This window comes from Colwellia sp. 12G3 (assembly GCF_002836775.1).
GTDB lineage: Bacteria > Pseudomonadota > Gammaproteobacteria > Enterobacterales > Alteromonadaceae > Colwellia.
The window spans coordinates 181,718-194,881 of the sequence record NZ_PJAQ01000028.1 but is presented as its reverse complement, the minus strand read 5'-3'; the positions used below and the strand labels follow the sequence as shown (position 1 = coordinate 194,881).

Sequence of the window (13,164 nt, the reverse complement as noted above, 5' to 3'; positions counted from 1 at the left end):
CATGTTAAAGGCAATTTAATGATAAAAATGGTAAGTTTAATTTTATTGGCGGCTGTAACAAGCAAAACACTAGCCAACGATGCTCAATCAAATGAAGCTCTGCTAAATGAAGCTATGGTATTTGCAGTAAAGCCCAATAAAAAGATGAATGTGCTTTTTATTGGCGCTGATGATTTGAGAATGAATATTGGGGCTTATGGCGATAAAACCGCTATTACCCCTAATATTGACGCATTAGCTTCACAAGGAGTTATATTCACCAAAGCTTATGTACAGTTTGCCAGCTGCAATGCTTCTCGGGCGTCTATGTTAACGGGAATGTATCCTGATTCAATAAACGTTTATAAGCTCAATACCCACTTTAGAAAAACGGCTCCAGATGTTATCACGCTACCTCAGCACTTTAAAAATAATGGTTACCATAGTGAATCTATCGGTAAGGTTTATCATAATTATGCCAATATTCGAGACCCGAAATCTTGGTCGGTGCCGGCACGTTTAGACCAAGAGTCACATTTTGATGATTATGTACTGGCCGCTAGTATGGTTAAAGGCAATAAAAAGGGTAGAGCGACTGAGTCAGCCGAATATAGTGGAAACAAGTATGTTGATGACCACATTACTTCAGATGCTGTGCAAACCATCAAAAGATTAAAGAATAGTAACAAACCTTTTTTTTTGGCGGTAGGTTTTATGAAGCCCCATGCTCCGTACAATGCGCCTAAAAAATATTGGGATCTTTATGAACGTGTAGAGTTGCAATCTCTCGGCTCAGAAAGTAAACCAAACAATATTTCAAATTTGAATTGGTTTAACTTTAAAGAAATAAGAAGCCTTACCGATTTACCTAAAAAAGGGGTATTCACTAAAGACACTGCACAAAGACTTCGTCATGGTTATTATGCTGCGACCAGTTATGTTGATGATAATGTCGGCCAGTTAATACAAGCACTCAAAGATAACAATCTTTACGACAATACCATTATTGTCTTTTGGTCTGATCATGGTTATCACTTGGGGGAAAATGGACATTGGACCAAAGCTACGGTTAGAGAGTTAGATACACGTGTACCTTTAATTTTTAGAATTCCAGGGCAAAAACCTGTCGTTAGTGATGCTATAACAGAATATATTGATATTTACCCAACACTGGCAACACTTGCCAATTTACCCGCGCCGGCGAATTTGGATGGTCGTAGTTTTAGCCATGTATTTTCAGACTCAGCAGCAAAGCACAAAACCCATGCTTTATCGCAATCCAGCCGTCCTTGGTCCTCAAATAAGCCCATAAAGCATATGGGTTATACCATTAGGACGGATTCGTATCGATACACCCGTTGGGTAGCAATCAAAGGAAATATAACGGTTAGCGAAGAGTTATATCATACGACAAGTGATTTACTGGAACGGAAAAACTTAATCAAATCATCAAGTCTGCAATTACTGCAAAAAATGAGGGGATTATTGGATAAATCACTAGACCAATCACTAACTAAGTCAACGGGTATATAAGTATTGTTGTTTATTTAAAGTGTATTCAACCATTGTTTAGCAAGCAATGTCCAATTCGGCGCGGCTTTGTTGCTCAAGCCCAAACTATAACCATGCCCACCTTTGGGATAAATATGCATTGTCGTAGCAACGTTATGTTGAACTAGCGCTTGATACATTCTAATGGAGTTTTCTACTGGCACTGTTTTATCATTGCCTGAATGAATGATAAAGGTTGGAGGCGTCATTGCGCTGACTCTTGTTTCATTAGAAAATTTATCAATCAATTCATTGGCAGGCCCTTTGCCTAATAACTTGTTACGGGAGCCGTTATGGGTTATTTGCTTTTTCATACTGATGACAGGGTAAATTAACATCATAAAATTTGGCTGCGCATTTTCACTATCAATGGCATCTTGATTAGGGTAGTAACTTTCTTGATGGGTGCCCAATGTTGAGGCTAAATGACCACCAGCAGATGAGCCGATAACGCCAACTTTATTTTTATCTATATTGAATGTGTCTGCATTAAATCGAATATAACGCATCGCTCTTTGCGCATCCTGAATGGGTGCTATATATGAGGTTTTTACTGATTGTGCTTGTGGCATACGATATTTCAATACAAATGCGGCAACACCTTGGCTATTAAACCATTTAGCATAATCAGTTCCTTCCCAGTCGTAAGCCACACCACTATAACCACCACCTGGAAGTATTAAAACCGCCATGCCATTAGCATTTTTTTTCGACGGTAAAAAACTCTCAAGGGTAGGGGTTTGAACATTTTGGATGAAAATTATATCGCGAGCATCGATTGTTTCTTTTGCCTGTGATGTTTGGTAATTTGGGATGATTGCATTATTCCAAAGCGGAACGATTTGCTGGGCAGATAATTTATTACTTATCAGCAGAGTAAGTAATATTAAATAGGCGAGGGGATGGCATGTTTTTGTTATTTGAGTCATTTTATTTCTGCATAATGAATTCAGGATTAGCATTGATACTAATAATTAATAAGTGAACTTTATTGCTTATCAATGAGTAATTCAAACATCGTCAGCGTATTTGCTAATGGTGATGTTTGGTAATAATCATTTATTTTGTTTATCGCTATATTTTCAATAACCCCTGGGTCTTGAAAACTAACAGCTTGATAGACATCAACAATATCATAGCCGCTGATATCGAAATATATTTCTTCGGGCTCATCACTTTTATTCAGTAGATAAACAAAGGCTTTATTGCCCTGAATAACCGCCGTTGTTAATAGTTGGCTTTGCGTCGCAGCGCTTTGCACTAATTCACCCTTTAAGGCGTGTTTATATAGCTCGAATACTTTAGCCGTTGGGGTAGGTTGGTAATTATCACTTGAATCCACTAAAAACCTAAATGAACTGTCACCCGTATCTGGCCATTGGGTTGACCATAAGGAGCCTATTTCAAGTCCTCCTAACATCATTTGCATTTGCATTTCTGCTTGCATTAATGCGGTTTTAAACGGTGTATGTTCAGGGTCTGCACTATGCGGACCTGGGCCAATATTCCATTCCATGACGGCTAATTTTATATTGGGCTTGCCAAGTTCAGCCATCATCTCGTTATAGTAAGTAATTTCTTCGGTGTAAGTACCACCGTCTTTATACCACTCGTCAGATACATTGTTCATCGGTGTTGTTGCTTTCCACATATCCCAAGTAGCAAGTCCCCACTTCCAATAATAATGTACATCTATATAGTCAAAGTTATCACCGGCCGTATCTAACAGAGTTTTAAAGCCACTTCTGTTTGTTCTAAATTTATCAGTCCAATTAGCAATTAGTTTAGCATTGGGCGCATGCTCTTTAAGTGCTGGCGCATAATAATTAATTAAATCGGCATACTCTTTTACTGGCCATTTCTTATGATGGTTCTCGTTATCAAGATACAAATAGTTAACCTCAAAGTTTTTCTCTTTGCAATATTTTAGCAGCGCTATCGCTTCATTTAAGCCATCTTCATCTCGGTCAAAATTTCTGCCAGAACTCATATTTATGCCAAGCATAGGTTCACAGTTAGATGCTCGACACAAGGTTATGTATTCATCTAGGTCCATGTAATTTTCAGCGAGGGCATCATTGGCTCGGTTGTAGTTAGGATTCCAACTGTCAGTCCAACCTTGACCATTTAAATCATTCCAATGATACATGGTAGTCACTGTACCGCCGGGGTAACGTAAAAAACCAGCACCAACGTCTTTATACAATTGCGCTATCGAACCATCTGCATAGATATGGTCAGCCTCATGTGAGTAGATCAAGCCTTGACCTTGGATCATTGGGCTCACGGTATGTTTGATGATTGCAGGGGAAATACTCACTTTAGCACCAGTAGGTAGCACTGTTGGAAGTGGCGCTGGCTCTGGATTTGGAGCTGGAATAGGTACCGGAGTCGGCGCAGGAGTACTCCCATTAACTTGTTCATTATTCTTTTCAGTATTGGTGCTACTACCACTGCCACAGCTAGCAATAAAGTTTACAGCGATGATTATTATGATAGATAAAATAGTTGTTTGTTTATTCATAAATATCCCAGAAAATAAATGTTTTGTGAGCAGTTTAAAACATATTAGCGTACATTTATTTAAAGGGGTATCGTTTTCATTTTGTGCGGTTGTTACTGGCTTGTTCGTTTTGTTGTTATTTTGATTTGAATTTATACTATTGTTTTTTTAGGTTATTTCTATTTTTTGATTTGTTGTTATTTGTTTTTTTATAGGGGGAACATTATCTTAATATATTGTCTTTCAACGGGTAAGCTACTAGTATAATGGACCATTGTTTTCACTTGCCTAAATATGGCTTGATGAATTAATTAACCCATTATTGAGGTAAATTGAGTTAAATCGAGTTAAAAATCATACAAAAAAAATAAAACATTGCCAGCTAAAGGCCGAATGATATTAGTAACTAGTCTGTTATTAGCATCATTCTCCAGTCAGGCACAAGACTACTATGTAAATAATAACGATACTGATAACGAAAATGATGTCGACAAATCTGAAAAGTCAGGAGGCAGTGCGAGTTATTTGGCTCTACTTGCCCTGATTATAGTAAGGCGTAAACAATAGGATTTTATATTAACATGAAGGTTAAAATACAATCAACCGGGTGGATCGTTGCCATTGAATTGTTATTTATTCTTGTGTTGATTCTTTCTTTACATAAGTTTACATTACACTAATGACGATGTAAGTGTCTGGTTTTGCCAGTTTTTATTGTTTTATTCAAGGGTGTTGGTGGTTGGTGGGTATCAAAGGGAGAACGTTTGCGTTTTCATTGTTGTTTTGAGTGACAAAAGGTATTAGTATGTAATTATAATTACCCGTTGAGTTACAAGAATGCATTCAATACGATTAAAGTTTTCTCTCATTGTGCTGATCATCTTTACAACAAATGTAGAGGCAACAGCGGCTAGCCATGCAAAAAGCAACACGGTGAAAAAACCAAATCTGATTATTATTCTAACCGATGACCAAGGTTATAAAGATGTTGGCTTTAATGGCAGTACCGATATTAAAACGCCTAATATCGATCGCATTGCCAAAGAAGGTACACGCTTTACTAATGGTTATGTTTCATATCCTGTTTGTGGGCCAAGTCGGGCAGGGTTATTAACCGGTCGCTATCAAGATAGATTTGGCTTTACCTCTAATCCAACCATGGATCCAAGCATTGCGCAAAATGGTATTCCTACCACAGAAAAAAATATTGCTGAAGTATTAAAACCTGCCGGATATACCAGTGGTATTATTGGTAAATGGCATATGGGCACACATCCTGATTTACGTCCTAACAAACGTGGTTTTGATTATTTTTATGGTTTTTTATCTGGCGGTCATCAGTACTTCCCAGAAGATTTGACCTTAAACGATTTAGATGACGTTAAATATAAATACGACTGGTATCGCACCCGTTTATTGGAAAATGAACAACGTGTCGATACGAGTGAATACTTAACTGATGAGCTTTCACATGAAGCCGTTAATTTTATCAAACGTGAAAGCGACAAGCCTTTCTTTTTATATGTCGCTTATAACGCCCCACATACACCACTACAAGCTAGCCAAAAATATTTAGATAGATATCAAGATATTAAAGATAAAAAACGCCGCACTTATGCTGCGATGGTTTCTGCGGTAGATGATGGCGTTGGACATATTCTCGCTACCTTAAAAGAGCAAGGCATTGACGATAACACCTTAGTGGTTTTCTTATCTGATAACGGTGGCGCCAGAAACAATGCATCAGACAATGGCGAGTTAAGAGGGCACAAGAACGATCTTTTTGAAGGTGGTGTACGTGTGCCTTTTGCGGCGCGTTGGCCTAATAAAATTCCAGCTGGTGTCGATTATCACCAACCAGTCAGTTCATTGGATATTCTGGCAACAATGGTAGTGCAAGCAAAGGTAGATATCAGTAAAAATAAAGCACTTGATGGTACTGACTTAATGCCATATATCACCAATGAAAAAAGTGGCAGCCCACACGATATTTTATTTTGGCGCCACGTAAAATCAAATTCTCATGCGGTGCGCAGTGGTACTGACAAACTGGTACAAGTAAAAAAAGACACCATGGTGTTTGACCTTGATAAAGACTTTGGTGAAAGCAAAAATGTAGCAGATCAAAAGATTGAGAAAGAAGACTTAATGCAGAAGGCTTACCAGCAATGGGAGTCGCAGTTACAAGATGCTGCTTTTCCTTACCTTGGTAGTTGGAAAAAGAATAGAGCAAAAACTCAAGGTAAAAACAAAAGCAATAAAAAGAATAATACTAAAACTAAAATTGAATCAAAGAATAAAGGTACAAACTAATGATCAACACTAAAAAATTATTATCGTCACTGGCTATAGTCTCTGCACTAACAGCGTGTGGCCAATCATCTGAACTTAAGCCTTCTGAAGTAAAGCCTTCTGAAGTAGCTAATGAAAGTAAAAAGGTTGAAGTCGACCGTTCAACTACACCTAATGTCGTTATCTTTTATATTGATGATTTAGGTTATGGCGATTTAGGCAGCTACGGTGCAACGGGTGTTGAAACACCAGAAATTGACCGCATCGCTAATAACGGTATTCGTTTTACTGACGGACATTCATCGGCGGCAACCTGTACACCTTCTCGTTATTCGTTATTAACCGGTGAGCACGGCTTTAGAAATAATGCCAAAATTTTAAAAGGTGATGCACCTGCATTAATTCAGCCGGGCAAAGCAACGTTAGCCTCTATGTTTAAACAAGCTGGCTACACCACGGGGGTTGTTGGTAAATGGCACCTTGGTTTAGGTAATGGCGATGTTGACTGGAATGGTGATATTAAACCTGGACCGCTTGAAATAGGTTTTGATTATAGCTTTTTACTACCGGCAACAGGTGATCGTGTACCAACGGTTTATGTTGAAAATCATAACATTGTTAATTTAGATAAAAACGACCCTATCTCTGTTAGTTACAAAGGTAAAGTAGGGGATATGCCAACAGGTTATGAAAACCCAGAATTATTACGCTTTGTTGCTGATCCACAGCACAACGAAACCATTGTTAATGGTGTTAGCCGTATTGGCCACATGTCAGGTGGTAAATCAGCGCATTGGGTTGATGAAGACTTTGCCACTGTTTTTACTGATAAAGCGATTGATTTTATTCGTGAAAATCAAAAGAAACCATTCTTCTTATTTAAGTCATATCACGACATCCATGTACCAAGATTACCGAACGATAGATTTAAAGATAAGAGCACTATGGGCGTTCGCGGCCAAGCTATCGCGCAAATGGATTGGATGACCGGTCGTGTTATTAAAGAAATTGAAAACTTAGGCCTGGCTGAAAACACCTTGATTATTTTCACCAGTGATAATGGTCCAGTTTTATTTGATGGCTATTTTGATAGTGCCATTGAATTACTTGGTGATCATAAACCTGGTGGCCCTTTTAGCGGTGGTAAATATAGTCGCTTAGAAGCCGGAACACGTGTACCAACTATTGCTTATTGGCCGGGTAAAATCAAACCACAAGTTAACGATGCCTTAGTATCACAAATGGATATTTATGCCTCATTAGCTAAGTTAGTGGGTGTTGATATGGTTGAAGACGAAGCGGTTGATAGCATTGAACAATTGTCAGTGTGGTTAGGTGAAACAGACCAAGGCCGTGTTGATTTACTTGAAGAATCTTTAGGTAATGTGGCATTACGTCATAGAAATTATAAGTTTATTGCTAAAAGTAAGAAAAAGCCGAACTTTATAAAATCTAAGAAAATTCGCGGTGGTTACGAGTTTGTTGATCAACTCTATGACCTAACAAAAGATCCCGCTGAAACGAATAATATCGCCAAGCAAAATCCTGATTTGGTTAAGCAATTTAAAGCACGCACTAAAGCAATCGTGAATGGTAAATATTAAGATGCTTAAAACGCTGACTCCCCTCATTTCAGCTATTGCAACAATGGCATTGGCAGTTTTTTCTGTCAGTGTTGTCGCAGCGAATAATAGCAGTGGTCAAAAACCCAACCTTGTTATTATTTTAGCGGATGATCTAGGCTACGGTGATGTTGGTTTTACCGGCAGCAAACAAATCAAGACACCTCATCTTGATAAACTTGCTGCAAGTGGGGTTACCTTCGAGCAAGGCTATGTTTCAGCACCGGTTTGTGGACCTTCTCGTGCAGGGTTAATTACTGGGCGTAATCAAGTGGATTTTGGTTTTGATAACAACCTGGTTAAACGTGCTCCACAGTATAATAAAGATCATTTTGGGTTACCTTTATCAGAAACCACTATCGCAGATAGGCTACAAAAATTAGGTTATGTAACAGGCCTAATGGGCAAGTGGCATTTAGGTGATGAAGCACATTTTCAAGCGCAAAAACGCGGTTTTGATGATGTTTGGACTTATCCTCACGGTGGTCACGATTACTTCAGAGCCGATCCAAAGAGCAAAGAGAAGTATTTACAGCCTTTAATTAGTAATTACAAAACACCAGAGCCTATTACCTACATTACCGACGATACCGGTAATGAAAGTATCGATTTTATCCGCCGAAATAGTGATAAGCCTTTCTTTTTGTATGCCTCATTTAATGCGCCACATGCGCCATTACAAGCACCGGCAGCAGACATTGAGCTTTACAGTCACATCAAAGATGAAAAACGCAGAATTTACAGTGCCATGGTGCATCGTCTTGACGTTAATGTTGGTAAAATTGTTGATGAATTAAAAGCCCAAAACCTATTAGACAACACCATTATTGTTTTCTTAAGTGATAACGGTGGTCCTAAAGCGAAAAACAATCCTTGGACAATTAACGCGCCATTTCGTGGTAGTAAAGGCAATTTACTTGAAGGTGGCATTCGTGTGCCATTTATAATGAGTTGGCCAAATAAAATTAAATCAGGCAGCCGTTATACTCATGCGGTTACTGCATTAGATTTAACCCCTACTTTTGTCAAAGCCGCCGGCGGTAAAATTGTTAAAAAAGATAAGTTAGATGGGGTTAATTTATTGCCCTTCATTACCACTGATACCCAAGTAGTGCGTAATAAAGAGCTGATGTGGCGTTTTACTATTAGTGCCAGCATTCTTGATGGTGATTGGAAGTTAGTTCGTTTACCCGATCGCTTACCTTTGCTTTATAACCTAAAAACTGATCCGTCAGAACTAAATAATGATGCTATGCAGCACCTTGAACGTGTTGAACGCATGTTAAAAACGTTAGGTGGTTGGACCCTATCTACGCCTGAGCTACTTTATCAAGAAGGTTCTCGTTATAAACGAGAGCAATTAAATGCTTATGATAAAACCTATCAACTAACACAACCGAATTAATATAATTAATAATGAAACAGAGCACCTTTATGTCAAATTCGCCTTTGAAAATTTTTATTATCGCCATTTTATTATGCGCTTTCTCTGCGCATGCGATGACTGATAAACAAGAAAGCAAATCATCAACATCGGCTAAACCTAATATTGTGTTTATTGCTATTGATGATATGAACGATTGGGTAGGCTTTATGGACGGACATCCACAAGCAATAACACCTAATATGGATAAATTAGCAAACGATGGTGTGGCTTTCATGAATGCCCACAGTGTCGCGCCTGGCTGCTCGCCAAGTCGTAATGCTTTGTTATATGGCGTTGAGCCTTACAACTCAGGCCTATACCCATTTTATGATTTTGACATACACCAGCAACTACATGAAAAATACACTAGCTTACCGCGATTTTTAAAAGACAATGGTTATCAAACCTTTGGCTCAGGGAAAATTCACCATGGTCCAGAATATAGTGACCTTGAGTGGACTGACTATTTAACCAAAGATAACTCCCCAAGAACATTTGCTAAAGATAAAGGCTTTCACACAAATAGCAAAAACTCATTTAGACCAACGACTAACCCATATGCAGAATTAACTGATTATCAAGTGGCGTCATATGGTATTGATGTGATTAAAAATAGTAAAAAAAATGATAAACCTTATTTTGCTGCAATAGGCATAGTAAAGCCTCATTTACCTTTTGATTGTCCGGAAGAGTTTTACGATGCATTGCCAGAAAAAATTACCCCACCAGCCATATTAGCCAGTGACTTGAATGATATTGGTAAAGAAGGCAATAGCATGCGCAGGGCGGGTGATGATAATAAGTTCACCAATAACAACCAATGGGGAGACGTAAGGAAAGCCTATTTATCTTGCATCTCGTGGGCAGACTACAATGTTGGCCGCATCATGGAAGCTGTTGAAAATAGCCCGCAAGCAGATAATACTATTGTTATTTTATGGTCAGATCATGGTTTTCACTTAGGTGAGAAGAGATCGTTTAAAAAATTCACCTTATGGGAAGAAGCTAATCGAGTACCGTTCATCATTCATGATAGAAGAGAAAAGGGCGTCGCAAAAGGCCGTAAAGTAACGCAAGCGGTTACCCTCATTAATGTTTATAGAACCTTGGCTGACATGGCAGGATTAACCGTACCAGAGTATGTTGACGGTAACAGTTTAGTTCCACAGTTATTAGATCAATCAGCTCCCGTTTTATCGCCTGCTATTGCAAGTTGGGGTCGTGGGAATTATGCCGTTCGCACAGAAAACTGGCGCTTTATTCAATACTTTAATGGTGAACAAGAGCTATATAATCATCAAAAAGATAACAACGAATGGCATAACCTGGCAAACCTGCCTGAATATAAATCTAAAGTTAAAGAATTAGCGGCATTGTTACCTGAAAATGAAGCGCCAACAATTGAAGAATACATTGCTGATTGGAGTCTTTTTGGTGCAGATAAACAGCGTCTAAAGAAAGCCAGTGCTGAAGACACAAACAAAAATAAAACAAAGAAACAAAAAAAGAAAGCAAATAAAAATCCTAAGAAACTTTAATGGAGAATTTCATGAATAAACGTATTTCACTCAACGTAAACTCAGTATTCTGTTTCGCTTTATTGTGCTTAGCATTGTTGTTTGGTGGCTGTACGTTATCACCGCTTGTTGAATTTAAGAATGAGGGCAATCCACTTATTCGTCATATTTATACCGCAGATCCCTCTGCTCGTGTTTTCGGCGATAAACTTTATTTGTACACCTCTCATGATCGAGATGGTACCGATAATAATGCCCATTTTGATATGACCGACTGGCATGTATTCTCCACCAGTGACTTAAATAGCTGGGTTGACCATGGTGCTTTTTTTAGTCTTGATGACGTTTCATGGGCATCAAAACAAGCTTGGGCGCCTGATGCAGTAGAGCGCAATGGCAAATACTATTTTTATTATCCAGTCGAACAAGCCAAAATTGGCGTAGCCGTTAGTGATTCACCCACCTCAGGCTTTGTTGACCCTTTAGGCAAACCACTTATAGATAAAACAGGTAATGAACAGCTTATTGGTAACGAGCCTATTGATCCGGCGATATTGATTGATGATGACGGGCAATCTTATCTATATTTTGGTTGTCGCGACGCTAGAGTGGTCAAGCTTAAAGACAACATGATAGAACTTGGCGGAGATATTCAACCGCTTCAAATAAATGGCATTGAGCATTTCACCGAAAAAACGGGTGGTGGTTGGTATGGTGAAGGTCCCTGGATATTTAAACGTGGGGACTATTACTACTATATGTATTCCAACGGTTGGGAAAAAAATACCACCTTAGTTTATGCCATGGCAACTAATCCACTTGGACCTTTCGACTATGTTGGTGAAGTAATGACACCTGTTGGCGCAGGCACTAGTCATGGCTCTATTACTGAATTTAACAACAAGTGGTATGTCTTTTATCACAGTAAATTATTATCTAAAAATAGCAAACAACGTTCAGTACACTTTGACGAAATTCAGTTTGATAAGAGAGGGAAGATAATTCCACTAATTTATCAGCAGCCTAAGCTTTAAGGATGAAAGAATATGAGTTTTTTCACTAATATAAATAAAATGTTTAAAAAAATATCCCTGTACCGATTATTTTCAATCGTCAGTTTTGTCATGCTGATAACCTTGTCTGTTAATAAGGCTCAGGCGTTAGAAGAGGTAGATGACTTTCAACCAGCAAAGCTTTGGAAAGATGATAATGGCGTACACATTAACGCCCATGGTGGCGGTGTATTAAACCATGAGGGAAAGTACTATTGGTTTGGTGAACACAAGGTTGCAGGAAAAACGGGTAATAAAGCGCACGTAGGTGTTCATGTTTATATCTCAGAAAATTTGACAAACTGGAAGGATGCAGGTATTGCGCTTAAGGTATCTGATGATGCTAAAAGTGAGATAACTAAGGGGGCGATAATTGAACGACCTAAAGTACTTTTCAATGAGACTACAGGGAAGTTTGTCATGTGGTTTCATCTTGAACTGAAAGGACAAGGGTATAAAGCCGCTCGTACAGGTGTTGCTGTTGCTGATAAACCAACGGGCCCATATCGTTTTATTAAAAGTGTACGCCCTAATGCTAAGCACTTACCGATTAATATTACAGCACAAGAAAAGCAAGCATTTGAATTAATGCAACAGGAAAAAGAGGTACCGGAAAAGTTAAAAAATAACATTAAAGGCTACAAATCTTTAACGTTTTTATCGCGTGACTTTACAGGCGGGCAAATGGCTCGTGATATGACTTTGTTTAAAGATAAGGACGGAAAAGCTTATCAACTGTATTCTTCTGAAGAAAATCAAACATTACATATCTCTTTACTTAACGACGATTACTTATCTCATTCAGGTCGTTTTATAAGAATGTATTCAGGCGGGCAAGATGAAGCTCCTGCCATTGCTTATCGAGCGGGACAATATCATTTACTGACTTCAGGGCTTAGTGGTTGGAAACCTAACGCGGCCAAACAATATATTGCAAAACATATTTTGGGCCCTTGGAATAAGCTAAACAATCCAACCCTTGGCATCAACCCTGAAAATGGCTTTGGTGCCAATAAAACCTTTGGCGGACAAAGTACCCATTTATTAGCGCTGCAGAATAAGCCCGGTCATTTTATTGCCATGTTTGATCTGTGGCGTCCAGATAATGCAATAGATGGTCGTTATATATGGTTACCTGTTGAGTTTGTTGATGGAGTAATGCGAATTACTTGGCAAGATAATTGGGATCTTAGTATTTTTGAGTAATTTATCGCTTTGGATA

At 38.6% G+C, this 13,164-nt stretch carries 10 protein-coding genes; 8 read left to right on the top strand and 2 right to left on the bottom strand.

The annotated features are described in order from the left end of the window. Nucleotides 1-18 precede the first annotated feature (18 nt). Nucleotides 19-1,512 (top strand): sulfatase, encoded by a 1,494-nt coding sequence (locus CXF71_RS08685; protein WP_101232561.1) that lies wholly within the window; start codon nt 19-21, stop codon nt 1,510-1,512. A 14-nt stretch (nt 1,513-1,526) separates the two neighbouring features. Here the strand turns inward: CXF71_RS08685 and CXF71_RS08680 are convergent, their stop codons facing one another. Together CXF71_RS08680 and CXF71_RS08675 are read right to left on the bottom strand one after the other, a co-directional pair. After that, entirely contained in the window at nt 1,527-2,459 is a 933-nt protein-coding gene (locus tag CXF71_RS08680) for an alpha/beta hydrolase (RefSeq protein WP_101232560.1), read from the bottom strand. Nucleotides 2,460-2,518: 59 nt separating this feature from the next. Then, on the bottom strand, nt 2,519-4,054 hold the full coding sequence (locus tag CXF71_RS08675) for a hypothetical protein (protein WP_101232559.1): 1,536 nt from the start codon (nt 4,052-4,054) through the stop codon (nt 2,519-2,521). Between the two features lie 372 nt (nt 4,055-4,426). On the opposite strand from CXF71_RS08675, the gene CXF71_RS21430 reads away from it, so the two are divergent. The 7 genes from CXF71_RS21430 to CXF71_RS08645 all read left to right on the top strand — a co-directional run bounded on the left by CXF71_RS21430 (nt 4,427) and on the right by CXF71_RS08645 (nt 13,148). Next, on the top strand, nt 4,427-4,600 hold the full coding sequence (locus tag CXF71_RS21430) for a GlyGly-CTERM sorting domain-containing protein (protein ID WP_157826721.1): 174 nt from the start codon (nt 4,427-4,429) through the stop codon (nt 4,598-4,600). A gap of 270 nt (nt 4,601-4,870) precedes the next feature. Continuing rightward, nucleotides 4,871-6,346 carry a sulfatase-like hydrolase/transferase gene (locus CXF71_RS08670; RefSeq protein ID WP_101232558.1) on the top strand — a complete coding sequence of 492 codons (1,476 nt, stop codon included), beginning with the start codon at nt 4,871-4,873 and terminating at the stop codon, nt 6,344-6,346. Next, a complete protein-coding gene (locus CXF71_RS08665; protein ID WP_101232557.1) occupies nt 6,346-7,929 on the top strand; it encodes a sulfatase family protein in 1,584 nt (527 codons plus the stop codon). Before CXF71_RS08670 ends, CXF71_RS08665 begins: the two co-directional genes overlap by 1 nt. Continuing rightward, a complete protein-coding gene (locus CXF71_RS08660) occupies nt 7,916-9,352 on the top strand; it encodes a sulfatase (RefSeq protein ID WP_232771423.1) in 1,437 nt (478 codons plus the stop codon). Before CXF71_RS08665 ends, CXF71_RS08660 begins: the two co-directional genes overlap by 14 nt. 29 nt (nt 9,353-9,381) lie before the next feature. Then, nucleotides 9,382-10,911: a sulfatase gene (locus tag CXF71_RS08655; protein ID WP_101232556.1), complete on the top strand. Its 1,530-nt coding sequence runs from the start codon at nt 9,382-9,384 to the stop codon at nt 10,909-10,911. Between the two features lie 11 nt (nt 10,912-10,922). Beyond that, nucleotides 10,923-11,924 carry a family 43 glycosylhydrolase gene (locus CXF71_RS08650; RefSeq protein WP_101232604.1) on the top strand — a complete coding sequence of 334 codons (1,002 nt, stop codon included), beginning with the start codon at nt 10,923-10,925 and terminating at the stop codon, nt 11,922-11,924. Nucleotides 11,925-11,936: 12 nt separating this feature from the next. Then, complete coding sequence (locus tag CXF71_RS08645) at nt 11,937-13,148, top strand: glycoside hydrolase family 43 protein (RefSeq protein ID WP_198559855.1); 1,212 nt, start codon at nt 11,937-11,939, stop codon at nt 13,146-13,148. The last annotated feature ends 16 nt before the right edge of the window (nt 13,149-13,164 follow it).